Source organism: Pseudomonas sp. 8BK (assembly GCF_902506475.1).
GTDB classification, from domain to species: Bacteria; Pseudomonadota; Gammaproteobacteria; order Pseudomonadales; family Pseudomonadaceae; genus Aquipseudomonas; species Aquipseudomonas anguilliseptica.
In genome coordinates this window covers 1,798,685-1,820,921 of the sequence record NZ_LR733252.1, presented here as the reverse complement: position 1 = coordinate 1,820,921, position 22,237 = coordinate 1,798,685, and the positions used below count along the sequence as shown (strand labels likewise).

Sequence of the window (22,237 nt, the reverse complement as noted above, 5' to 3'; positions counted from 1 at the left end):
TCGGCATAACAAGAATGATGAGGAAGCACGATGCAACAGCCCCTGTGGACGCCTTCTGCCGAACGTATTGCGGCGACACGAATGGACAGCTTTCGCCGCTTCGTCAATCAGCGCCACAGCCTGCAGCTGGTCGACTACCCCGCCCTGCACGCCTGGAGCGTGACGCAACGTGAAGCCTTCTGGCAGGCGGTGGTCGAGTTCTTCGAGGTGCGTTTCAGTGCACAACCCGACGCCGTATTGCAGGAAGGCACGGCCATGCCCAGCGCCCACTGGTTTCCTGGCGCAACCCTGAATTTTGCCGAACACCTGCTGCGCCGCCGTGATAACCACCCGGCCCTGATCGCCATTGGCGAAGATGGCTCGCGCGAGCAACTGAGCTATGCCGAGCTGGCTGCCCATGTCGCGGGCCTGCAACGCAGCCTGCGTGATGCCGGCGTGGGTATCGGCGACCGCGTTGCTGCCTTTATGCCCAACACCTGGCAAACCCTGGTCGGCATGCTCGCCGCGACCAGCCTGGGCGCCACCTGGTCAAGCTGCTCGCCGGACTTCGGCACCCAGGGGGTAATCGACCGCTTCGGCCAGATCGAGCCCAAGGTACTGATCGCCGCCGCCGGTTACCGCTATGCGGGCAAGAACCTCGATCTGGCCAGCAAGCTCAATGAAATCCTCGAACGCTTGCCCTCGCTTGAACAACTGATTGTGGTGCCCTATTCCAATGTCCAGGCCAAAGTCGCCGACTTCCATTCGGCGGCCAAGGTGGCGTTGTGGCAGGACTTCTACCAGGCCGGCGGCGAACCCGAGTTCACTCAGGTCCCGTTCGACCACCCGCTGTATATCCTCTATTCCAGCGGCACCACCGGCGTGCCCAAGTGCATCGTGCATGGCGTCGGCGGCACTTTGCTGCAGCACGCCAAGGAGCTCGGCCTGCACACCGACCTGCACGCCGACGATACGCTGTTCTACTACACCACCTGCGGCTGGATGATGTGGAACTGGCTGGTCTCAGGCCTGGCCCTGGGCGCCACCCTGGTGCTGTTCGACGGCTCGCCCTTCCACCCTGGGGCCGAGCGCCTGATCGACCTGATCGATGCGGAAAACATCAGCATCTTCGGCACCAGCGCCAAATTTCTCGCTGCCCTGGAGAAAGCCGGTGCCAAGCCCGGCAGCACGCACAAACTGCAGCGCCTGAAAGCCATTCTCTCCACCGGCTCGCCGCTGTCCCACGAGAGCTTCGAGTACGTCTACCGCGAGATCAAAGCTGATCTCTGCCTGTCGTCGATCTCCGGCGGCACCGATATCGTCTCCTGCTTTGCCCTGGGTAACCCGGTGCTGCCGGTATGGCGAGGCGAATTGCAGTGCAAAGGCCTGGGCATGGATGTGCAGGTGTGGAGCGACGCCGGCATGCCGGTTACAGGCGAAAAAGGCGAGCTGGTCTGCGCGCAGCATTTCCCCTCGATGCCGATTGGCTTCTGGAAGGATGCCGATGGCAGCAAATTCCAGGCAGCCTACTTCGACACCTTCCCCGGCATCTGGGCCCATGGCGATTACGCCGAAATCACTGCCCACGGCGGCCTGGTGATTCACGGCCGCAGTGACGCCGTACTTAACCCCGGCGGCGTACGCATCGGTACAGCCGAAATCTACCGCCAGGTGGAAAAGGTCGAAGCCGTGCTGGAATCCATCGCCATCGGTCAGGAGTGGGACGATGACGTGCGTGTGGTGCTGTTTGTCCGCCTGCGCGATGGCATCGAACTGAGCGACGCGCTGCAAACGCAGATTCGCCAGGTCATCCGCGCCAACACCACACCGCGCCATGTCCCGACCAAGATCATCGCCGTGGCGGATATCCCGCGCACCATCAGCGGCAAGATCGTCGAACTAGCGGTACGCAACGTGGTGCACGGCAAACCGGTAAAAAACACAGACGCCCTGGCCAATCCGCAGGCGCTGGAGCTGTACCGCGATCTAGCAGAACTGCGGGACTGAAGCCGCAGAAACCCAGCCAGTACCCCTGCTGTGTCTATACTCCGAGCCAGTCGCTGCTGGAGTATTGATGTGGCTGTGCGCTGGCTCTTTTTCGCAATATTGCTGACCTCGCTGAGCCTGAGCGCAACAGCACGGGAGCCCCTGGTGCTGCATATGCCGGATGCGCCGCCGCTGACCTTCGTCAGTTTTCAGGGCGGCTACGGCATGGTCGGTGATGTGGCATTGGCCGCGATTGCCCGCGCGGGGTATCTCAGCCATATCCATGTAACCCCTTGGGCCCGTGCCCAGCAGCGGGTCAGTCGCGGGAAAAACCTGCTGATCATCCCGCTTTCGCGCACCCCGGAGCGCGAAGCGCTGTATACCTGGATCGCCCCCATTTCGCCACTTGAGCGCGCCTTCTTCAGCCTCGACGCGCCGGTGGCCAACTTTGCCGAGGCGCGTCAGCGTTACCGGCGTATTGCCGTCGGTCACGGCACTGCACAAATGGAAATACTCAAGAGCGAAGGCTTTAGCGAAACGCAGATTGTCAGCCTCAAGCTTGGCGATAATCCCGCCCGCATGCTTGAACTGGATCGTGTCGATGCCTGGTTTACCGGGGTGCCGGAAGGATTGTATCTGTGGCCACACAGCGACAATCGCTTGCAGATGAGCCCTGTGCTGGCCAGCACCGACATGTACCTAGCCTGCTCGAAAGACTGTGATGCGCAGTTGCAGGAAGATCTGCGCAAGGCCGTTGAAGCGCTACGTGCCGAAGGCATGATCCAGCGTATTCAGGACGCCTACCGGCCCGTGCATTAATGGCAGACATCCCTGTCGCCACCGGTGCTCAAATGCCTTTGCGGCCAGGGTCCTCGGGCAGTTGCTCTTCTTCAATATCTTCCAGCTTCAATTCCAGCCCCCACTCACCCGCCGACGCGGCCGGTGCCGCAGGAGTCGGAGCTGCGGCCACTGGCGCGGGGGCTGCGGCCGGCACGGAGGCTCCTGGATTGTCACGGTAGAGTTTGAGCTTGAGGCGCACGTTGTTCGCCGAATCGGCGTTTTTTACCGCTTCTTCTTCATCAATCGAGCCATCGTTGACCAGGTCGATCAGCGCCTGATCGAAGGTCTGCATGCCGAGATTTTTCGACTTTTCCATGATCTCCTTGATCTCGGAAAACTCGTTGCGCTTGATCAGGTCACGGATGGTCGGCGTGCCGAGCAGCACCTCTACCGCTGCCCGGCGCTTGCCGTCGATGGTCTTGACCAGCCGCTGCGAGACAAACGCCTTGAGGTTGTTACCCAGGTCATTGAGCAGCTGCGGACGGCGGTCTTCCGGGAAGAAGTTGATGATGCGGTCCAGCGCCTGGTTGGCGTTGTTCGCGTGTAGCGTGGAGATCGCCAAGTGGCCGGTGTCGGCAAAGGCCAGGGCATGCTCCATGGTCTCGCGGTCACGGATCTCGCCGATCAGGATTACGTCCGGCGCCTGACGCAAGGTGTTCTTCAGTGCGGCATGGAAGCTGCGGGTATCCACCCCCACCTCACGCTGATTGATGATCGACTTCTTGTGCTTATGCACGTACTCCACCGGGTCCTCAATGGTGATGATATGGCCACCGCTGTTGCGGTTGCGGTAGTCGATCAGCGCCGCCAGGGAGGTCGATTTGCCCGAACCGGTACCACCGACAAACAACACCAGACCGCGTTTCTCCATCACGGTTTTAAGTAGCACTTCCGGCAATTTAAGGTCTTCGAACTTGGGAATGTCCATCTTGATATTGCGCGCGACGATCGACACTTCGTTGCGCTGCTTGAAGATATTGATGCGAAAACGCCCGACGCTGGCAATCGAGATGGCCAGGTTCATTTCCAGCTCACGTTCAAACTCCTCGCGCTGCGCACTATCCATCACCGAGTCGGCAATAGCCGCCACCTCGCCGGCCTTTAGCGGCTCGGCGCTAAGCGCCTTGAGCACGCCATTGAACTTGGCACAGGGCGGCGCCCCGGTGGAAAGATAAAGGTCGGACCCGTCCTGGCTGGACAGGATTTTCAGCATGGCATTGAGGTCCATAACGAGATTTCCCGCAGGTTGGATTTATTACGTTAGGCCAAGATTACGCTTCGCTCTCGAGAAATTCGGCGCAAGCCAGGCTCAAGCGTTAAGCGGCTGAGAATGCTGGCACAATACGCTCATCCAAATCCGAGGAGCCCGTCATGCCGAAGGCAATGGCCCGCCATATTCTGGTGAAAACCGAAGCAGAAGCCGCCGCACTGAAAAAACGTATTGCCGCCGGCGAGGCGTTTGACGTGCTGGCGCGCAAGTACTCAACCTGCCCCTCTGGCAAGAAAGGCGGCGATCTGGGTGAGGTGCGCCCCGGACAGATGGTGCGCGCCATCGATCAGGTGATCTTCAAAAAGCCGGTACGTGAAGTCCACGGCCCAGTGAAAAGCCAGTTTGGCTATCATCTGGTGCAGGTTTTCTACCGCGAGTGATCTGTTATGACGCCCGAACATGTTGCTGCTTTCTGCCTGAATCTGCCGGGTGCCCGTGAGGACATCAAATGGGGCGGCGTAAGGGTGTTCTCGGTTGCCGAGAGCAAGATGTTCGCCCTCTTCCACCTGGGCAGCCATGACGGCTTGGCCTTCAAGGTTGATGCAGATCTATTCCTCGGCTACTGCGACCGCCCGGGCATCCGCCCCGCGCCTTATCTGGCCCGCGCACACTGGATCAGCATGGCCGCGCCTTACCCGCTCAGCGATACCGAACTGCGCGAGCTGCTGACGCGCTCCCATCAGCTGGTGGTGGCCAAACTGCCCAAACGCCTCAAGCTGGCCCTGCTGCTCGACCCGCCAGCAGCGGATTCGTAACAGCCGCGTCATGCCGCTGTAACCCGCTCAATGCAGACTGCGCTGGCGCTGGTCTAGCCCACCCACCTTTCGATCATTTTCGCGGTTAACGGTGACTGGAAGACTGGCCATTACCCTACCCGGAGGCCACCCCATGCATCGCTGCCTGTTACCACTGCTGTGTTTCAGTACGTTTGCCCTATCTGCCCCGACCTTTTCCCAGGCAAGCCCGGATGAGCAATTCAAACTGCTAGCGCATAACGTGTTCCTGCTGCCCAGCACGATAAAACCGGGCTGGGGCCAGCAACAGCGCGCGGCGCTGATCGCAGAGGCGGCGTATATCCAGGGCCAGGATGCAGTCATTCTCAACGAGCTGTTCGATAACCCGGCGTCGAATATTCTGCTCAATGGTTTGCAAAGCCAGTATCCGTTCCAAACCCCCGTGCTCGGTCGCAGCCGCACAGGCTGGGATGCGACCCTAGGCGCCTACTCGGACACTACACCGGAAGACGGCGGCGTAGCCATCGTCAGCCGCTGGCCCATCGAACAACGCGTGCAATATGTCTACAGCCAGGGTTGCGGGGCGGATTACCTGTCCAACAAGGGCTTCGTCTACGTCAAACTCAATCGCAATGGCCAGGCCGTGCATATCATCGGCACCCATGCACAGGCGGCAGATACCGGCTGCCCGGATGGCAAAGGCACAGCGGTACGTGCCAGCCAGTTTGATGAGCTGCAAAACTTCATCAACGCGCGAGGCATTAGCCTCGATGAGCTGGTGTTTATTGGCGGCGACTTCAACGTCATCAAGGACAGTAGCGAGTACCACGACATGCTCGCGCGTCTGCAGGTCAACGCCCCTGACAGCTATGCCGGCAGCGACACTACCTTTGATACCCAGCGCAACGGCATCGCCAACTACCAATACCCCAACCATGCCCCGGAATACCTGGATTACATCTTCGTCTCGCGCAACCACCGGCAACTGCCGTTCTGGCATAACCAGGCCTTGGATACCCCAGCGCCGCGCTGGACAGTCAACCTGGCGGGTGCGACCTGGCAATTTCAGGACTACTCCGATCACTCACCGGTCGCCGGCTTTACCCGCGCCGACAGCGCGACGCCAACCCGCGCCAGCAAACCGCAACAGAACCTCTATGACGAGGTGGTCTTGCAAAGCACCACCACCGGCAAAACCCTGCGCGCCGGCAGCAGCAAGGCCAACGACTGGGTGAAGATCAACGGTAACGGGCTGGAGCCGGAAAGCCTGTTCAGCCTGCGCAACTGGTACCACCCGGAGAGCTTCTGCATTCGCAGTGGCGACTACATCGAAGTCGAATCACGTCGCCACCCCGGCTATTGGCTCAACTGGTGGCTAGGCGGTGGCGGCGGTAACTACGCCTATTACATGAAGGCAGGTGACTCATCCAACCAGCTGCGCATTGAACTGCCCAACAACAGCGGCTGCCTCAAGGATGGCGATACCATTCGCCTGCGCGACCGCGACACTTTGCGCGGCAGTGATTACTACCTGCAGAACTGGGCTTCAGGCAGCTGGAAAGAGCACCTGTACCTGTGGAGCAGCTCACCCGTCAACGCCGAACAGTTCCGCGTGCACCTCAAACGCCCTGCGCACTACCCGGACTGGAGCAGCAAGCTGCACTACTGATCAACACAAGGCGGCTGCAATAGCCGCCTTTTTCATACCCCCTCCAGGCACAACCGGCTTAGTGACCAATCACCCAGCCGTCGCTTTTGCCAATCCACACTGTGCCAAGCACGACATTTGGCTATGGTCCCAGCGGCTGCACAGTCTGCCACCCTCACACAAAGGGTTTAATAAACCGCTGAGCGCTTGCCGAATCACGGCTGTCACCTTGAGTGGCTTGCTCGCAGAGCGCAAGAAAGCCGCTGCTGAATTCTGTGTTTTCCTTCACAAGGCGCCTAGGTGCATAGTTCTGCCCTGCTGCCCATTCACCCGTGAGGAACGCAGTGCATAAACAGACTAGAAACGAAGTAGAGGCTGCAAGATGTCGGACAACACCAGGCAGTTGCATGAATTCAGCCGCCAGGATGTCTGGGCGGGTTTCAAGCAACTCGTCCCTCTTTCCATTTTCGTTATCGCCTTCGGCGCAGCTTTTGGCCTGGCGGCAGTACAGACTGGATTAAATAACCCCTCGACCGTGTTGATGAGCACCCTGGTTTTCGCCGGTGCCTCACAGTTCGCCGCGCTGGAGTTGTGGGGTGTGCACATCGCCCTCATTCCGCTGGCCCTCACCGTATTTGCCATCAATGCGCGTCACCTGCTGATGGGCGCATCGCTGTATCCCTGGCTGCGCCATTTATCCCCGGCAAAACGCTATGGCGTGATGCTGGTTGCCTCCGATGCCAACTGGGCCCTGGCCATACAGGCCTTCAATCGCGGTAAACCGGGCTTCGGCCTGCTGCTCGGTGGCGGCCTTGCGCTCTGGTCATTCTGGATTTTCGGCACCTGGCTGGGCATCTATTTCGGCGGTGCCATTCATGATCCCAAAAGCTTCGGCCTGGACATGGTGATGGGGTGCTTCCTGCTGGCGATGGCCGTGGGCGGCGAGAAGAACCTGCGCCTGTTGCTTATCTGGACAATCGCCGCTGGTTCCTCGCTGCTGGCCTACTGGTATCTACCGGACAATAGCCATGTGGTTGTCGGTGCACTGGCAGGCGGCGTCCTGGGTGCTCTGTGGATGGAGAAGAAGAAATGAGTATTGCAACAACGGGGTTTGGCACGCTGATCATCGTCCTGATCATGGCGGCCGTAACACTGGCGACCCGCTGGGGTGGCGTGTTCGTGATGTCGTATGTGCCAATCAGCTACAGGGTTCAGCAGTTCATCAGCGCGATGTCCGGCTCGGTGCTGGTGGCCATTCTTACCCCCATGGCAATTGATGGCGATATGAGCGCACGACTGGCCTTGCTGACTACCGCAATTGTCATGCTGCTGGTAAAGAAACCTCTGCCTGCAATCGCAGCCGGCATACTGGTTGCGGCTATCAGCAGGCAATTCTGAAGATCGTAGCCTGCTTGCCGCGCAGAACTCGGCCGATTACGGCTGCCTCCTAGGCCGATAACCAGCCTTGGCGAACTGCCGACAAGCCGATTGGGCTTTCGGCATTGACAGGTCATTCGCCAGGGCAGCCCCTGACATGTCCTGCGGCACGGCCAAACAGCTCGAATAGACATTCCGCCCGTCCCATCTGCTGCCTTTTGTGGCCGTAAACCGCTACAATCGCGCCCCTTTCGCGCACGTGCGCCCGTTTATCTGGACCAAGATTCGTGATCTCCACCGCCAACATCACCATGCAATTCGGGGCCAAGCCCCTGTTCGAGAACGTTTCCGTGAAGTTCAACAACGGCAACCGTTACGGCCTGATCGGGGCCAACGGCTGCGGTAAGTCGACCTTTATGAAGATTCTTGGCAGCGATCTGGAGCCGAGCGCTGGCCAGGTGATGCTGGAGCCAAACGTACGCCTGGGTAAGCTGCGCCAGGACCAGTTCGCCTACGAAGAATTCAGCGTGATCGACACCGTGATCATGGGTCACGAAGAGCTGTGGAAGGTCAAAGCCGAACGCGACCGCATCTACTCCCTGGCGGAGATGAGTGAAGAAGACGGCATGAAGGTCGGTGAGCTGGAGGGTGAGTTTGCCGAAATGGACGGCTACACCGCCGAATCCCGCGCTGGCGAGCTGTTGCTCGGCCTGGGCATTCCGCTGGAGCAACACTTTGGTCCGATGAGCGAAGTCGCTCCCGGCTGGAAGCTGCGCGTGCTGTTGGCCCAGGCGCTGTTCTCCGACCCGGAAGTGCTGCTGCTCGACGAGCCGACCAACCACCTGGATATCAACACCATCCGCTGGCTGGAAAACATCCTGGTGCAGCGCAACAGCACCATGATCATCATTTCCCACGACCGTCACTTCCTCAACTCGGTCTGCACCCATATGGCCGACCTGGACTACGGCGAGCTGCGCCTGTTCCCCGGCAACTATGACGAGTACATGACTGCAGCGACCCAGTCGCGCGAGCAGTTGCTGGCCGACAACGCCAAGAAGAAAGCGCAGATTTCCGAACTGCAGAGCTTCGTCAGCCGCTTCTCGGCCAACGCTTCGAAAGCCAAGCAGGCTACCAGCCGCGCCAAACAGATCGACAAGATCCAACTGGCCGAGGTCAAGCCGTCAAGCCGCGTCAGCCCGTTTATCCGCTTCGAGCAGAACAAGAAGCTGCACCGCCAGGCCGTGATGATCGACAAAGTGGCCAAGGGTTTCGACGGCAAGGCACTGTTCAAGAACTTCAGCTTCCAGGTTGAAGCCGGCGAGCGAGTGGCGATTATCGGTCCGAACGGTATCGGTAAGACCACCCTGCTGCGCACCTTGATGGGCGAACTGACCCCGGATGCAGGTACGGTGAAATGGACCGACAGCGCGGAGCTCGGCTACTACGCCCAGGACCACGCCCACGATTTTGAAGACGATGTCAGCCTGTTCGACTGGATGGGCCAGTGGACCACCGGCGAGCAGATGATCCGCGGCACGCTGGGTCGCATGCTGTTCTCCAACGATGAAATCCTCAAATCGGTAAAAGTCATCTCTGGTGGTGAGCAAGGCCGCATGCTGTTCGGCAAGCTGATCCTGCAAAAGCCCAACGTGCTGGTGATGGACGAACCAACCAACCACCTGGACATGGAATCCATCGAGGCGCTCAACCTAGCGCTGGAGAACTACCCGGGCACGCTGATCTTTGTCAGTCATGACCGTGAGTTCGTTGGTTCCCTGGCAACCCGCATTATCGAGCTGTCGCCCAACGGCATCACCGATTTCAGCGGCACCTACGATGACTACCTGCGTAGCCAGGGCGTGATCGTCTAAACCGGCAGTAACCTGCGCCCAAGAAAAAGCCCGCTCAATTGAGCGGGCTTTTTGCTTTATGCAGTGCCATCAGGCAGTGGCGAACAGCTCTGCAACTTTCGCCTGCGCCGCCGCGAAAGCGTTGGCACGTGGCTCGTCACCGTAGGCCAGGCCTTCGGCGCGGACGATTTCGATATCGGTAATGCCAAGGAAACGCAGCACCAGCAGCAGGTAGTCTTCGTGGGCCTGACCACTTGGCTGGCCGGCGTGAATGCCGCCAGCGGTGGAAACGATCACCACCTTCTTGCCGCCCGCCAGGCCCTTGGGGCCGTTTTCATCGTAGGCGAAGGTCTTGCCGGCTACCGCCACACGGTCAATCCAGGCCTTGAGTTGAGTTGGTACGGTGAAGTTGTACATCGGCGCGCCAATCACTATGGCATCGGCCGCAAGAAACTCATTGAGGGTGCTTTCAGCCAGCTCGACCTCATGCTTCTGCGCTGCATCACGTAGCTCGGCTGGAGTACCGCCTGCCACCAGGCTGGCTGCCGACAGATGGCTCAGCGCATCGCTGGCCAAGTCGCGATAGCTCACCTGCGCTTCAGGTTCAGCCACAAGCCAGGCGTCAACTACGGCACGGCTGAGTTGGCGGGAAGCGGACGAGTCGCCAAGGATGCTGGAATCGAGGTGCAGTAATTTCATGACAATCTCCAAATTGAGATCGCCCCACGGCGATCAAGATGCTGGAGATACTATCAATGAAAGCAATAGCCGATTAGTCGGCAAAAATGCGATAGTTCGTCCTACTAATAGGACGATAAAGCCATGCACGACCTCAATGACCTGCTCTACTTTGCCAAGGTTGTGGAAGCCGGCGGCTTCGCTGCAGCCGGGCGCACCCTTGGCATCCCCAAATCACGCCTGTCGCGGCGGATTGCCGAACTGGAAAACCGTCTGGGCGCGCGCCTGCTGCAACGCACCACGCGCAAGCTGGCGCTGACCGATATCGGCGAGCGCTACCTGCGCCATTGCCAGGCCATGCTGCAGGAGGCCGAACAAGCCGAGGAAACCGTGGCCAGTCTGACCAGCGAACCGCGCGGCCGCCTGCGGGTCAGCGCACCAGGCGGTATCGCCCTGCTCTCGGAGCTGGTGGTGAGTTTTCTCGCGGCCTACCCCAAGGTGCAACTGGAGTTGATTCAAACCAACCGGCGCATCGACCTGCTCAACGAGGGCGTTGACGTCGCCTTGCGTGTGCGCAGCGCCGAGGATGAAGACCCAACGCTGATCACTCGCCGCCTGCGTCCAGCACAGGCCTTTATGGTTGCCGCACCTGCCTTGCTGCTGGAGGCCAAGATCAGCACGCCTGACGACCTATCCGCACTACCGGCCCTGGGAGCCCTGGAAGCGGACCGCAGAATTCACCTGCGTTTGCAGCATGACAGCGGACGCGTACAGGAAGTTGTGCTGGAAGCGCGCCTGGCCATTGAGGACTTCAACGTGCGCAAACACGCCGCCATAAGCGGCCTGGGGTTTACCATGCTGCCCGCGCCCCTGTGCCTGGATGAACTGGCTGTTGGCCGACTGATCCGCCTACTGCCTGACTGGACGCTGCCCGCCGCCAATCTGCAAGCGGTGTACACCCACAGACGCGGCATGCTGCCAGCCGTACGGGCGTGGATCGAACATATCAGCGAAGCCTTCAGCCGCTGGGATCAGCCGATCTAGGTTTAACGGGGAAAATGCCGAGCGAGAAACGCCAGCAGCAGCTGATTGACCCGCTCGGCCTGCTCGTTCTGAATCCAGTGTCCGCACTCACTCAGCACATGCTGCTCCAACTGGGGCACACGTTTGGGCATCTGCTTGAGAGTGTAAGCCTCCAAGGTGCCGACCGGATCCTGATCACCGAGTAGAAACAGCGCTGGCTGCTCGATCTGCCGATCCGCCAGGACCTCAGTGCGTAACCAGTTGCGCTCGAAATTGCGGTACCAGTTCAGTGCCCCGTAAAAACCGCGACCCTCGAAGGTTTTCAGGTAGTGCTCGAATGCCGCGTTGTCACACCAGACAGGCAGCGTGCCGGAGTCAAGCATGCCATCAAACAGCCCTGCCCCGGCCGGCTTTTCCTGCAGAAAGTGATCCTTGGGCACGGCCGCCGAAGTGTTGTACATCATCATGCGCAGGGTGCGAGGAATATCGGCATCCATTTCCGCCTCGGCTACGCCTGGCTGCTGAAAATGCAGGATGTAGTGAAAGCGCTCAGCGTACAGTTGACGCATGATCTCGATGGCCGGCTGCCTGGGTCGCCCACCAAACGGCACTGCCATACCGACCACAGCCTGCACCCGTTGCGGCTCAAGCAAGGCCAGGTGCCAGGCAATCGGTGCGCCCCAGTCGTGGCCGACCACACAGACCTGCTGCTGACCCAGCTGATCCATGGCCGCCTGAATATCACCGCAGATCGTCAGCACATCGTAGGCAGCCGGGTCACGCGGTGCACTGCTCTGGCCATAACCGCGCATTTCCGGGATCAGCACGCGATAGCCGGCAGCCGTCAGCGGCGCAATCTGCTGGCGCCAGGAATGCCAGCACTCGGGAAAGCCGTGCAGCAACCAGACCGGCCGCCCAGTCGCGGGGCCGGCACTGTATAGACTCAGATCAATGCCGTTGACCTGAAGGATGTGCTGCTCGATCTGATGCATATGCGCCTCCATTACCCGAGGCCACTATGACAAAAGCGCACCCGAGGGTGCGCCCTTAATCCATCTGCCGAATACAGCCTAAGCAATCAAAGCTGCGCCGTGCTCCAGTCAATCCACTGCAGCTGCCAGGTCGCCAGAATCAGCAAGCCGAAACCAATGCGGTACCAGGCAAACGCCGCATAGCTGTGCTTGCCAATAAAGCTGAGCAGCGCCCGCACCGCGATCATCGCGAAGATAAAGGAGGTGACAAAGCCAATGGCAAATACCGGCAGATCACTGACCTGGAACAGATCTCGGTACTTATAACCGGAGTACACCGCGGCACCGACCATGGTCGGCATGGCGAGAAAGAAGGAAAACTCGGTCGCAGCCTTGCGCGACAAACCGAACAGCAGGCCGCCGATAATCGTCGCACCGGAGCGTGAAGTACCCGGAATCATCGCCAGGCACTGGGCGCAACCGATCTTCAGTGCATCCTTCCAGGTCATGTCATCCACGCTCTCGGCGTGAACCAGATGCGTGCGCCGCTCAGCCCAGAGCATGATCACCCCTCCCACCACCAACGCCAGGGCTACGGTGATCGGGTTGAACAGATAATGGTGAATCAGGTCGGCAAACAGTACGCCCAGCGCCACGGCCGGCAGAAAGGCAATTAGCAGATTGGCCGTGAAGCGTTGCGCTTGTGGCTTTTTAGGCAGGCCGACAACGATGGCGAGGACCTTGCGCCGGTACTCCCATACCACTGCGAGAATCGCCCCCAGCTGGATGATGATATTGAAAGCCATCGCCCGCTCGCCGCCAAAATCAATCAGGTCGGCAACTATGATCTGGTGGCCGGTGCTGGATATCGGCAGAAATTCGGTCACGCCTTCCACAATGCCCAGTATCAGTGCCTGTACGACAACCCAAAGATCCATCCCCGCTCCTAAATACGTGCGTTATCGGGCACGAACAACAAATATGCTGATGAACTTGTGAGGGCGTCCGACCAAGCCATTCACAAAAGGTTCCTGCTGACAGAAAAAAATAATCAAATCACACACTTAACCCGCAATAGCGCAAATCCTAACAGAGAACCTGCGTATTTAATGCACGTGACACTCCCTACGAATGCACTCCACGCCTGAAAGCCCTATGTAATAGCTCGCCTACACTCTGCTTATCTGCCAATTAGCCTAAGGTCTAACGCAACCAGGTAATACTCCTGGCCTATAAGAGGCGACCCCGCGCCTAAAACAACAAGGGAGAACAACTCCATGAATAGCCTGCGCAGCCTGCCCATTAACCGTCGCCTATGGCTGATCCTGGTGGTCGCCATCGTTATGCTGATTATTCAGGGCGCATTGTTGCTCAAGCAGATCCACAGCGATCTGTACGCCGCCAAAGCCGAAAAAACTCAGCACGTGGTACAGAGCGCAGCCGGTATTCTGCAGCACTATCACGCTCTTGAAGCTGCCGGCAGCATGCCTCGCGAAGATGCACAGAAGCAGGCGATGGAGACCATCCGCGGCCTGCGCTACGCCGGCCAGGAATACTTCTGGATCAATGACCAAACCCCGGTGATGGTCATGCACCCGACCAACCCCAAACTTGAAGGCCAGGACCTCTCGGGCTTCAAGGATCCTGATGGTAAGGCGCTGTTCAATGAAATGGTCGCCATCAGCAAACGCCAGGGCGCCGGCCATGTCGATTACCGCTGGCCAAAACCGGGCGCCAGCGATCCCGTGCCCAAGGTGTCTTATGTGCAACTGTTCCAGCCCTGGGGCTGGATCATCGGTTCAGGCGTCTATGTCGACGATGTGCAGGCCGAGTTCCAGGCCCAGGCGCTAAAAGCCATGCTGATCGGCCTGGTGATTGCCGCGCTGGTCGCCCTGCTGATTGTGTTGATCGTACGCAGCATCACCCAGCCCCTGCAGCACGCCGTCAGCGCCATGGCCAATATCGCCAGCGGCGACGGTGACCTGACACGCAACCTCGACACCCATGGCAACGATGAGCTGTCTGCCCTGTCCCGTCACTTCAATGCCTTTACCGACAAGCTACGCCTGGTGATCAAGCAGTCCCTCGATTCCGCCGGCCAACTGGATACCGCCGCACGCAACCTCGGCGAGGTTTCCGGCCAGGCGCAGCAGCACAGTGAACAGCAATCGCAACAGATGGAACTGGTAGCCACCGCGATAAATGAGGTGACCTATGGCGTGCAGGATGTGGCAAAAAACGCCGAGCACGCTTCCTCCGAAGTGCACGCCGCCGAAGAGCAAGCCCTGCAAGGCCAGCAGAGCATTGAAGCAAGCCTACGGCAGATCAACGAACTGTCCGGCACCATCGACCAGGCCGTTACGGTGATTCAAGCCCTGGCCCAGGAAAGCACGCAGATTGGCAGCGTCTTGGAGGTGATCCGCTCGATTGCCGAACAGACCAACCTGCTGGCGCTCAATGCCGCCATCGAAGCCGCGCGAGCCGGCGAACAAGGCCGTGGGTTTGCTGTGGTTGCCGATGAGGTACGCTTGCTGGCGCAGCGCACGCAAAAATCCACGGCGGAAATCCAGGTGATGATCGAGCGCCTGCAAGGCAACTCGGAAGCCGCGGTCAAGGTGATCAACGACAGCAGCAAAGCCTCGCAGCTGACCATCGAGCAAGCCAGCCAAGCCGGCGCCAGTCTGACATCGATCGCCAGCGGCCTGCGCAATCTCACCGGTCTGAACGCTTCCATCGCCAGCGCGACACTGCAACAATCGCACGTGGTCGAAGACATCAACCAGAACGTCACCCAGGCAGCCAGCCTGGCCCATAACAATGCCCTGGCGGCGCAACAGTCCAGTGATGCCGGGCAACACCTAGGTCAGTTGGCCGAGCAGCTCAACCGGCTGCTTGGACAGTTCAGGGTATGAGAACGCAATGAGCGATATGGAGCACCAGGAAGTCGACCTGAGCAAACCGCAGAATCAGGACCTGATCTGGGATCTGGACAGCATCGCCCGGCGCGAGCTGGCGGAACGCTTTATCAAGCTGTTCGAGAACCGCCTGTGCGTGTACTCGGAGTCGACGCGCCAGCTGTACACCAACTACGACCTGCACTTCCCCAGCGATATGGGCCGCAAGATGGTGGTGCTGCCCAACCCCTACGCCTTCCATGACACCCTGCATGGCATTGAAGCGCATGCCGTGCGTAAAACCGGGCTATGCGTGCTGCCCGGCGTAGTTCTGCGCAAGCCTGGCTTACTGCTGACTACGATGATCAAGGAAGGCGGCCCGGCACCGAAAACCATGCCGTTCAAACCGGCGTTGGCGCAAATCATCAGCAACCAGAAGAAGGCCGGCGATATCTTCCTGCCGATCATGATGAAGGGCGACCTGCGCGAGTTCGATCAGCAGATGCCCTACATTCACCTGCACCGCCTGCAGGTCAGCCGCCTGACCCGGTTATCGACCTTCGAGCGTGACGATATTCAGCAGTCCATTACACGCAAGTTGCTTATGCTATATCGCCAAGCCGACAGCCTTAGCTGCCACTGACTACCAACCCTGCTCTGCGGACAATAAAAAAGCGGGATCAGTTGACTGATCCCGCTTTGTGCTTTAGCCGCTGCTAGGTCTTATTGCTGACTGACCCAGAACACCGCGGTGACAACGAAAATCACAATCAAGGCGAATATGGCCTTGGCATCGACCACGCTGTCAGCATTATCCGGTTCACTGTGTTCGCTCATGGACTACCCCCTCTTGTTGTGCTTATGGGTGAATCGTCTTGTGCAGTTAAGACCAGCATGGCCGCTTACTCAAGCCGTGGGGCTATGTTCAACGGCCGCCTTATCCCTTTAAGTTCTTTCCATATACTCAAACATCACTTTTGCGCATAACCCTGAGCTGGTATCTTCCTCCGGCTCCGCAGGGAGTGCGCGGCCGTGCGCGCTGATTAGCTGTGAGAGCCGGTTTACGATATAGCGAGCTAGAGCCATGCCAGGCAAAAACAGGCGAGAAAGCGCAGTGTACGAGCTGTACATGAGCATTACTCGTTTCACTCGCCCCTTCGGGGTCGCGCTGAAACGCGTTAGCCGCAAGCGGCTTCCGAACCTGTTTTTAACGCCGCAGGGCCGACGCGCAGCAGATCGGAAACGGGTTCTAAAGCCTGATAACAGGACACCCCATGTACGTATACGACCAGTACGACCAAAAAATCGTCGAAGACCGCGTCAAGCAGTACCGCGATCAAACCCGCCGTTACCTCGCCGGTGAACTGAGCGGTGAAGAGTTCCGCCCGCTGCGCCTGCAGAATGGCCTGTACATCCAGCGCTTTGCGCCCATGCTGCGCGTTGCCGTGCCGTACGGTCTGATGTCGTCCACCCAGGTGCGCATGATGGCCAAGATTGCCCGTGACTATGACAAAGGTTACGCGCATATCAGCACCCGTCAGAACGTGCAGTTCAACTGGCCGGATCTGGAAGATGTGCCTGACATTCTCGCCGAGCTGGCCACCGTGCAGATGCACGCCATCCAGACCAGCGGCAACTGCATCCGTAACACCACCACCGACCAGTTCGCCGGCGTGGCCAAGGATGAAATCATCGACCCACGCCCGTGGTGCGAGATCATCCGTCAGTGGTCGACCTTCCACCCCGAGTTCACCCACCTGCCGCGCAAGTTCAAGATTGCCGTCAACGGTGCCGTGAGCGACCGTGCCGCGATCGAGGTGCACGACATCGGCCTGGAAGCGGTACAGAATGACGCCGGCGAGCTGGGCTTCCGCGTCTCCGTCGGTGGCGGTCTCGGTCGTACGCCGATCGTTGGTAGCTTTATCAACGAGTTCCTACCGTGGCAGCACCTGATCAGTTACCTCGACGCCATCCTGCGTGTGTACAACCGCTATGGCCGTCGTGATAACAAGTACAAGGCGCGCATCAAGATTCTGGTCAAGGCGTTGACGCCTGAAGTCTTCGCCGAGCGCGTCAATGCTGAGTGGGCTCACCTGAAAGATGGCCCGACTACCCTGACCGAAGCCGAAGTCGCCCGCGTTGCAGCGCACTTTATCGACCCAAGCTACAAAGCCCTCGACGATCAGGATACCGCGCTGGCGGCCCTGGATGCCGAACACCCAGGCTTTGCCCGCTGGCGTCAGCGCAACACCTTCGCCCACAAGAAGCCGGGCTATGTCGCCGTTACTCTGTCGCTCAAGCCGACCGGCGTGGCGCCAGGCGATGTCACCGACAAGCAGCTCGACGTGATCGCCGACCTGGCCGACCGCTACAGCTTTGGCGAAGTGCGCAACAGCCACAACCAGAACATCATCCTCGCGGATGTCGAGCAGGCACAGCTGTTCACCCTGTGGGGCGAGCTGCGTGAAAACGGTTTTGCTACGCCGAACGTCGGCCTGCTGACCGATATCATCTGCTGCCCGGGCGGCGACTTCTGCTCGCTGGCCAACGCCAAGTCGATCCCGATTGCCGAAGCCATCCAGCGTCGTTTCGACGACCTGGATTACCTGTTCGACATCGGCAATATCGACCTGAACATCTCCGGTTGCATGAACGCCTGCGGTCACCACCACGTTGGCCATATCGGCATCCTCGGGGTGGACAAGAAAGGTCAGGAGTTCTATCAGGTGTCCCTCGGCGGCAGCGCCGGTCGTGACGCCAGCCTGGCGCAGATCCTCGGCCCCTCCTTCGCCGAAGCGGACATGGCCGATGTGATCGACAAGATCATCAAGGTCTATGTCGAGCGCCGTACCGAAGAAGAGAGTTTCCTCGACACCTTCCGCCGTATCGGCGTCGACCCGTTCAAGGAGCGCGTATATGCAGCGAATCATTAAGAACGGCCAGCTGGTAGACGAAAGCTGGCACCTGCTGCCCAAAGACGCCACGCTGGATGGTATTTCCAACTGCGACGACCTGATTGTGCCGCTGGCACTTTGGGTCGAGCACAGCACCGCACTCAAGGCCCGCGATGGCGGCCTGGGTGTGTGGCTGGATGCCGGTGAGGAAATCGAAGAAATCGCCGATCAGCTGGATAACTTCCAGGTTATCGCGCTGAACTTCCCGGCGTTCACCGATGGCCGCCACTGCTCCACCGCCTACCTGCTGCGCAACCGCTACAGCTACAAAGGTGAAGTGCGCGCCATCGGCGATGTACTGCGCGATCAGTTGTTCTCCTACCTGCGCGTAGGCTTTGATGCCTTCGCCCTGCGTGAGGACAAAGACCCGCTGGATGCCTTGAAAGCCTTCGAGGAGTTCAGCGAGGTCTATCAGGCTTCCACGGATCAGCCCTTGCCGCTGTTCCGCCGCCGCGCCTGATCTTGCTGGCAATGCAAAAGGCCACCCCGAAAGGTGGCCTTTTTTGTTTCTCGCGACTCAACCCAGGTTGACCAGCACCCGACCGACCTGCTTACCCGTGAGGATCTGCGCAAGCGCATCTGGCAGCTGCTCGAGCGGCACCTCGGTAACCAGTGCATCGAGGTTGACCTTCCATTGCAACGACAGCTTGTCCCACATCGACGCCTTGACAACCAGCGGTAACTCCACCGAATCGACCCCCAGCAGGTTCACTCCGCGCAGAATAAAAGGCAGCACACTGCCCTTGAAACCGACGCCAGCCGTCAGGCCGCAGCAGGCAACACTGGAACCGTAGCGCAGCGATTTGACCACGTTGAACAGGATATCCCCGCCCACGCAATCCACCGCGCCAGCCCACTGCTCCTTGAGCATCGGCTTATCGGTGCCTTCCTGTAACTCTGAACGCAGCACAATTTGCTGCGCACCTAGCGCCTTGAGGTAATCCGCCTGCTCGGCCTTGCCGGTCGATGCCGCCACGCGGTAACCCAGGGTAGTCAACAAAGCCACCGCGACACTGCCAACACCACCTGTGGCACCCGTCACCAGTACGGTGCCGGCATCCGGCGTCAGCCCGCTTTGTTCCAGCTTGTCGACACACAGTGCTGCGGTCAGCCCGGCGGTACCAAGCACCATGGCCTCGCGCAGCGACAAGCCCTTGGGCCGCTTCAGTGCCCAGCTGGCAGGAATACGAATGTATTGAGCAAAACCGCCCGAGGTGTTCATGCCTAAGTCGTAACCGGTGACGATTACCTCATCACCGACGCTGAATTCGGCCACGCTAGAGGCCTCTACCACGCCTGCAGCATCAATACCAGGGGTGTGCGGAAAGTTTCTGGTCACGCCGCGGTTACCACTGGCCGACAACGCATCCTTGTAGTTGAGCGAGGAGTATTTGACTCGAATCAGCAACTCGCCAGCGGGCAAGTCATCGATATCGCGCTGCACAATCACCTGTTCGAAATCGCCCGCTGCGCTTTCACGGGCTTGCAATGCACTGAACTTGCTCATGTTCTTCCTCTGTATGACGGATCGATTACCAGAAACGCTGCTGATTCAAACGACTCAGCCAGCTCAGAACGAAACGATCCAGCGCTACGCTGCCCGCCAGTCCAACGCGCTCCTGCAGGGTTTTCTTCTCGGCATAGTGCAAATGAAACAGCTCGGCGCTCTTGGCGCGCTCTGCCAGGTATTCGTCACTGGTCTTCAACTCATCAACCAGTTGTTTCTCCAGCGCCGCCAGGCCAAGCCAGACTTCACCCGTAGCAATCTGGTCGATGTCCAGCTGCGGCCGGTAGCGGGCAACAAAGCCTTTGAACAACTCGTGGGTGGTTTCCAGGTCTTCCTGGAACTTCTCCCGGCCCTTCTCAGTGTTCTCGCCGAACACGGTCAGGGTGCGCTTGTACTCACCGGCAGTAAGTACTTCAAAATCGATGTCATGCTTCTTCAGCAGGCGGTGCACATTAGGCAGCTGAGCAACCACGCCAATCGAGCCAAGAATGGCGAACGGCGCGGAAATGATCTTCTCGCCAATGCAAGCCATCATATAGCCGCCACTGGCAGCGACCTTGTCGATACAGACGGTCAGCGGTACACCTGCCTGCCGAATGCGCGCCAGCTGCGAAGAGGCCAAGCCATAGCTGTGCACCATGCCGCCGCCACTTTCCAAACGCAGCACCACTTCATCCTGCGGCGTTGCCATAGTCAGTAAAGCAGTGATTTCGTGGCGCAGGCTGTCGGTGGCCGACGCTTTGATATCGCCATCGAAGTCCAGCACGTAGACGCGCGGCTTGTGGATGCCAGCCTTTTTCTCCTGCTTAGCGGCCTTGGCTTCGGCCTTGCTCGCGGCTTTCAGTTGCTCCTTATCGAGCACCGCGTGCTCCATTCGCTGATGCAACTGCTTGAAGAAGTCATTGAGCTTATTTACCTGCAGCTGACCAGTGCTCTGCCGGCCCTTGCTGCGCAGTGCGGCAATCGATACCAGCACCACCAGAATGGCCACAACCAGGGTCACTGTCTTGGCCAGAAAGCCGATGTACTCTGCAAAAAACTCCACGAATTCCCCCTTGCTCCAATGGCAGCGCGCGCTCATCGGCCGCGCTGAATAGTGCCCAAGCATACCGAGGCCATGGATTGGCGGCCAGCAAACAGACCACCGCTATTCAGCGCACTCATGCAATTCAAACAAGCGTATGTTTTTACGTTGACAGCTCCTGAGCTTCCTCATACCCTCGCGAAACTTTCAACGTACCGGAATCGAGCGGACGTGGGCAGCATCTACCTGATTCGACATGGCCAAGCCTCCTTCGGTGCAGACGATTACGATGTGCTATCGCCCATCGGAATTCGCCAGGCCGAAGTGCTGGGCGCGCACCTCGCACAACTCGGCACGCGGATTGATCGCAGTGTCAGTGGTGATCTGCGCCGCCAGCAACACACCGCTAACAGCGCCTTACAGCAACTGCACGATGCCGGCATTGCCATACCGCAACTGGACATTGACCCTGCCTTTAATGAGTTCGACGCAGACGCAGTGATCCGTAGCCTGCTGCCGGGCATGCTTGGCGAAGAACCTGAAGCCCTGCATATCCTGCGTAACGGCGCGAGCAACCGTGCCGAATTTCAGCGCTTGTTCGCCAAGCTGATTGGCCGCTGGATTTCTGGCGAACACGACATGCCGGAACTGCAAAGCTGGCAAGGCTTCGTCGAGCAGGTCCAGGGCGGCCTCACCCGCCTGCTTGAGCAGGCTGACAGCAAACAGAACATTGCCGTATTCACCTCGGGCGGCACTATTACCGCGCTGCTGCACCTGATTACCGGTATCGCGCCTGCGCAGGCTTTCGAGCTGAACTGGCAGATTGTTAACACCTCACTAAGCTGCCTGAAGTTTCGCGGCAGCCAAGTGAGCCTGGCTTCCTTCAACAGCCATGTGCATTTGCAGCTGTTGAAGGCGCCGGAGCTCATCACTTATCGATGAGCTGCGGCCCACTGCACCCATCACGGGCGCTAGAAAAAACCTGAGAAAAAGGAAGAAACCATGAGCGTTGCAGACATCGTCAATACCATGCAGTCCAAATTCAACGCCGGTGCCGCTGCAGGCCTGGACCTGGTGTTCCAATTCAACATCGAAGACGGCGAAAACTACGCCCTGATCGTCAAAGACGGCACCTGCGCCGTTGAGAAAGGCGACAATGCCAACGCCAACGTGACCCTGATCATGGACACCGAAACCCTGAAAGGCATCACCAGCGGCGAAACCGACGGTATGCAAGCCTTCATGTCCGGCAAACTGCGCGCCGAAGGCGACATGATGCTGGCCATGAAACTGGGCGAGCTGTTCCCAGTTTAAGCGGCAAGGCAACTACGCTACAGAACAAACCGGAGTCCTCGACTCCGGTTTTTTTATGACTAAAAACCGAGCTTTAATGGCCAATCAGGCAGCTTGATTGGGCAGCAACACGCCCACCTATAACGGCGTGTAATCCTTGTGAGCCACAGGTTGCAGCATTAGATTAGCTAATTATCTTAGGCACC

The 22,237-nt window shown here is 59.1% G+C and carries 21 protein-coding genes; 15 read left to right on the top strand and 6 right to left on the bottom strand.

The window, feature by feature from the left end:
- Positions 1 to 30 precede the first annotated feature (30 nt).
- Both ACIN8IBEIGE_RS08315 and ACIN8IBEIGE_RS08310 read left to right on the top strand, forming a co-directional pair.
- On the top strand, positions 31 to 1,986 hold the full coding sequence (locus ACIN8IBEIGE_RS08315) for an acetoacetate--CoA ligase (RefSeq protein WP_160014226.1): 1,956 nt from the start codon (positions 31 to 33) through the stop codon (positions 1,984 to 1,986).
- Between the two features lie 63 nt (positions 1,987 to 2,049).
- The gene (locus tag ACIN8IBEIGE_RS08310) at positions 2,050 to 2,784 is read left to right on the top strand and encodes a substrate-binding periplasmic protein (RefSeq protein WP_372240005.1); all 735 of its coding nucleotides are present in this window, start codon (positions 2,050 to 2,052) and stop codon (positions 2,782 to 2,784) included.
- Positions 2,785 to 2,812: 28 nt separating this feature from the next.
- Here ACIN8IBEIGE_RS08310 and ACIN8IBEIGE_RS08305 read toward each other — a convergent pair whose 3' ends face one another.
- On the bottom strand, positions 2,813 to 4,033 hold the full coding sequence (locus ACIN8IBEIGE_RS08305; protein ID WP_178124343.1) for a PilT/PilU family type 4a pilus ATPase: 1,221 nt from the start codon (positions 4,031 to 4,033) through the stop codon (positions 2,813 to 2,815).
- Between the two features lie 143 nt (positions 4,034 to 4,176).
- Here ACIN8IBEIGE_RS08305 and ACIN8IBEIGE_RS08300 point away from each other — a divergent pair, with 143 nt between their 5' ends.
- The 6 genes from ACIN8IBEIGE_RS08300 (at position 4,177) to ACIN8IBEIGE_RS08275 (ending at position 9,708) form a co-directional block, all read left to right on the top strand.
- The gene (locus tag ACIN8IBEIGE_RS08300) at positions 4,177 to 4,455 is read left to right on the top strand and encodes a peptidylprolyl isomerase (RefSeq protein WP_160014225.1); all 279 of its coding nucleotides are present in this window, start codon (positions 4,177 to 4,179) and stop codon (positions 4,453 to 4,455) included.
- Positions 4,456 to 4,461: 6 nt separating this feature from the next.
- On the top strand, positions 4,462 to 4,830 hold the full coding sequence (locus ACIN8IBEIGE_RS08295) for an MmcQ/YjbR family DNA-binding protein (RefSeq protein WP_160014224.1): 369 nt from the start codon (positions 4,462 to 4,464) through the stop codon (positions 4,828 to 4,830).
- Between the two features lie 133 nt (positions 4,831 to 4,963).
- Positions 4,964 to 6,478 (top strand): sphingomyelin phosphodiesterase, encoded by a 1,515-nt coding sequence (gene sph, locus ACIN8IBEIGE_RS08290; protein ID WP_160014223.1) that lies wholly within the window; start codon positions 4,964 to 4,966, stop codon positions 6,476 to 6,478.
- Positions 6,479 to 6,839: 361 nt separating this feature from the next.
- Entirely contained in the window at positions 6,840 to 7,550 is a 711-nt protein-coding gene (locus tag ACIN8IBEIGE_RS08285; RefSeq protein WP_090386647.1) for an AzlC family ABC transporter permease, read from the top strand.
- The gene (locus tag ACIN8IBEIGE_RS08280; protein ID WP_090386649.1) at positions 7,547 to 7,855 is read left to right on the top strand and encodes an AzlD family protein; all 309 of its coding nucleotides are present in this window, start codon (positions 7,547 to 7,549) and stop codon (positions 7,853 to 7,855) included. Before ACIN8IBEIGE_RS08285 ends, ACIN8IBEIGE_RS08280 begins: the two co-directional genes overlap by 4 nt.
- Positions 7,856 to 8,121: 266 nt before the next feature.
- The gene (locus ACIN8IBEIGE_RS08275) at positions 8,122 to 9,708 is read left to right on the top strand and encodes an ABC-F family ATPase (RefSeq protein WP_160014222.1); all 1,587 of its coding nucleotides are present in this window, start codon (positions 8,122 to 8,124) and stop codon (positions 9,706 to 9,708) included.
- A gap of 69 nt (positions 9,709 to 9,777) precedes the next feature.
- On the opposite strand, the gene ACIN8IBEIGE_RS08270 is transcribed toward ACIN8IBEIGE_RS08275, so the two are convergent.
- Complete coding sequence (locus tag ACIN8IBEIGE_RS08270) at positions 9,778 to 10,386, bottom strand: FMN-dependent NADH-azoreductase (protein WP_160014221.1); 609 nt, start codon at positions 10,384 to 10,386, stop codon at positions 9,778 to 9,780.
- 123 nt (positions 10,387 to 10,509) lie between these two features.
- On the opposite strand from ACIN8IBEIGE_RS08270, the gene ACIN8IBEIGE_RS08265 reads away from it, so the two are divergent.
- Positions 10,510 to 11,409 (top strand): LysR substrate-binding domain-containing protein, encoded by a 900-nt coding sequence (locus ACIN8IBEIGE_RS08265; protein ID WP_160014220.1) that lies wholly within the window; start codon positions 10,510 to 10,512, stop codon positions 11,407 to 11,409.
- A 2-nt stretch (positions 11,410 to 11,411) separates the two neighbouring features.
- On the opposite strand, the gene ACIN8IBEIGE_RS08260 is transcribed toward ACIN8IBEIGE_RS08265, so the two are convergent.
- Together ACIN8IBEIGE_RS08260 and ACIN8IBEIGE_RS08255 are read right to left on the bottom strand one after the other, a co-directional pair.
- Positions 11,412 to 12,380 carry an alpha/beta fold hydrolase gene (locus ACIN8IBEIGE_RS08260; protein WP_160014219.1) on the bottom strand — a complete coding sequence of 323 codons (969 nt, stop codon included), beginning with the start codon at positions 12,378 to 12,380 and terminating at the stop codon, positions 11,412 to 11,414.
- An 86-nt stretch (positions 12,381 to 12,466) separates the two neighbouring features.
- On the bottom strand, positions 12,467 to 13,297 hold the full coding sequence (locus tag ACIN8IBEIGE_RS08255) for an undecaprenyl-diphosphate phosphatase (protein WP_160014218.1): 831 nt from the start codon (positions 13,295 to 13,297) through the stop codon (positions 12,467 to 12,469).
- Between the two features lie 339 nt (positions 13,298 to 13,636).
- On the opposite strand from ACIN8IBEIGE_RS08255, the gene ACIN8IBEIGE_RS08250 reads away from it, so the two are divergent.
- The 4 genes from ACIN8IBEIGE_RS08250 (at position 13,637) to ACIN8IBEIGE_RS08235 (ending at position 18,667) form a co-directional block, all read left to right on the top strand.
- A complete protein-coding gene (locus ACIN8IBEIGE_RS08250) occupies positions 13,637 to 15,271 on the top strand; it encodes a methyl-accepting chemotaxis protein (RefSeq protein WP_160014217.1) in 1,635 nt (544 codons plus the stop codon).
- Positions 15,272 to 15,278: 7 nt separating this feature from the next.
- On the top strand, positions 15,279 to 15,896 hold the full coding sequence (locus ACIN8IBEIGE_RS08245) for a hypothetical protein (RefSeq protein WP_090386664.1): 618 nt from the start codon (positions 15,279 to 15,281) through the stop codon (positions 15,894 to 15,896).
- A 631-nt stretch (positions 15,897 to 16,527) separates the two neighbouring features.
- Positions 16,528 to 18,186: a nitrite/sulfite reductase gene (locus ACIN8IBEIGE_RS08240; protein ID WP_160014216.1), complete on the top strand. Its 1,659-nt coding sequence runs from the start codon at positions 16,528 to 16,530 to the stop codon at positions 18,184 to 18,186.
- Positions 18,170 to 18,667 (top strand): DUF934 domain-containing protein, encoded by a 498-nt coding sequence (locus ACIN8IBEIGE_RS08235; RefSeq protein WP_160014215.1) that lies wholly within the window; start codon positions 18,170 to 18,172, stop codon positions 18,665 to 18,667. Before ACIN8IBEIGE_RS08240 ends, ACIN8IBEIGE_RS08235 begins: the two co-directional genes overlap by 17 nt.
- A 57-nt stretch (positions 18,668 to 18,724) precedes the next feature.
- Here the strand turns inward: ACIN8IBEIGE_RS08235 and ACIN8IBEIGE_RS08230 are convergent, their stop codons facing one another.
- Entirely contained in the window at positions 18,725 to 19,714 is a 990-nt protein-coding gene (locus tag ACIN8IBEIGE_RS08230; RefSeq protein WP_160014214.1) for a YhdH/YhfP family quinone oxidoreductase, read from the bottom strand.
- A 25-nt stretch (positions 19,715 to 19,739) separates the two neighbouring features.
- Positions 19,740 to 20,759, bottom strand: a complete 1,020-nt coding sequence (gene sohB, locus ACIN8IBEIGE_RS08225) for a protease SohB (RefSeq protein WP_160014213.1) — start codon at positions 20,757 to 20,759, stop codon at positions 19,740 to 19,742.
- A gap of 210 nt (positions 20,760 to 20,969) precedes the next feature.
- On the opposite strand from sohB, the gene ACIN8IBEIGE_RS08220 reads away from it, so the two are divergent.
- Both ACIN8IBEIGE_RS08220 and ACIN8IBEIGE_RS08215 read left to right on the top strand, forming a co-directional pair.
- A complete protein-coding gene (locus ACIN8IBEIGE_RS08220; RefSeq protein ID WP_160014212.1) occupies positions 20,970 to 21,680 on the top strand; it encodes a histidine phosphatase family protein in 711 nt (236 codons plus the stop codon).
- 60 nt (positions 21,681 to 21,740) lie between these two features.
- Positions 21,741 to 22,052: an SCP2 sterol-binding domain-containing protein gene (locus ACIN8IBEIGE_RS08215; protein WP_090255840.1), complete on the top strand. Its 312-nt coding sequence runs from the start codon at positions 21,741 to 21,743 to the stop codon at positions 22,050 to 22,052.
- The last annotated feature ends 185 nt before the right edge of the window (positions 22,053 to 22,237 follow it).

What these genes read in the sequence shown, in the direction of transcription:
- sph (WP_160014223.1), top strand. Translation starts at nt 4,964, where the DNA reads ATGCATCGCTGCCTGTTACCACTGCTGTGTTTCAGTACGTTTGCCCTA.
- ACIN8IBEIGE_RS08300 (WP_160014225.1), top strand. Translation starts at nt 4,177, where the DNA reads ATGCCGAAGGCAATGGCCCGCCATATTCTGGTGAAAACCGAAGCAGAA.
- ACIN8IBEIGE_RS08270 (WP_160014221.1), bottom strand. Translation starts at nt 10,386, where the DNA reads ATGAAATTACTGCACCTCGATTCCAGCATCCTTGGCGACTCGTCCGCT.
- ACIN8IBEIGE_RS08305 (WP_178124343.1), bottom strand. Translation starts at nt 4,033, where the DNA reads ATGGACCTCAATGCCATGCTGAAAATCCTGTCCAGCCAGGACGGGTCC.
- ACIN8IBEIGE_RS08250 (WP_160014217.1), top strand. Translation starts at nt 13,637, where the DNA reads ATGAATAGCCTGCGCAGCCTGCCCATTAACCGTCGCCTATGGCTGATC.
- ACIN8IBEIGE_RS08245 (WP_090386664.1), top strand. Translation starts at nt 15,279, where the DNA reads ATGAGCGATATGGAGCACCAGGAAGTCGACCTGAGCAAACCGCAGAAT.
- ACIN8IBEIGE_RS08280 (WP_090386649.1), top strand. Translation starts at nt 7,547, where the DNA reads ATGAGTATTGCAACAACGGGGTTTGGCACGCTGATCATCGTCCTGATC.
- ACIN8IBEIGE_RS08285 (WP_090386647.1), top strand. Translation starts at nt 6,840, where the DNA reads ATGTCGGACAACACCAGGCAGTTGCATGAATTCAGCCGCCAGGATGTC.
- ACIN8IBEIGE_RS08240 (WP_160014216.1), top strand. Translation starts at nt 16,528, where the DNA reads ATGTACGTATACGACCAGTACGACCAAAAAATCGTCGAAGACCGCGTC.
- ACIN8IBEIGE_RS08260 (WP_160014219.1), bottom strand. Translation starts at nt 12,380, where the DNA reads ATGCATCAGATCGAGCAGCACATCCTTCAGGTCAACGGCATTGATCTG.
- ACIN8IBEIGE_RS08215 (WP_090255840.1), top strand. Translation starts at nt 21,741, where the DNA reads ATGAGCGTTGCAGACATCGTCAATACCATGCAGTCCAAATTCAACGCC.
- ACIN8IBEIGE_RS08265 (WP_160014220.1), top strand. Translation starts at nt 10,510, where the DNA reads ATGCACGACCTCAATGACCTGCTCTACTTTGCCAAGGTTGTGGAAGCC.
- ACIN8IBEIGE_RS08315 (WP_160014226.1), top strand. Translation starts at nt 31, where the DNA reads ATGCAACAGCCCCTGTGGACGCCTTCTGCCGAACGTATTGCGGCGACA.
- ACIN8IBEIGE_RS08295 (WP_160014224.1), top strand. Translation starts at nt 4,462, where the DNA reads ATGACGCCCGAACATGTTGCTGCTTTCTGCCTGAATCTGCCGGGTGCC.
- ACIN8IBEIGE_RS08235 (WP_160014215.1), top strand. Translation starts at nt 18,170, where the DNA reads ATGCAGCGAATCATTAAGAACGGCCAGCTGGTAGACGAAAGCTGGCAC.
- ACIN8IBEIGE_RS08255 (WP_160014218.1), bottom strand. Translation starts at nt 13,297, where the DNA reads ATGGATCTTTGGGTTGTCGTACAGGCACTGATACTGGGCATTGTGGAA.
- ACIN8IBEIGE_RS08230 (WP_160014214.1), bottom strand. Translation starts at nt 19,714, where the DNA reads ATGAGCAAGTTCAGTGCATTGCAAGCCCGTGAAAGCGCAGCGGGCGAT.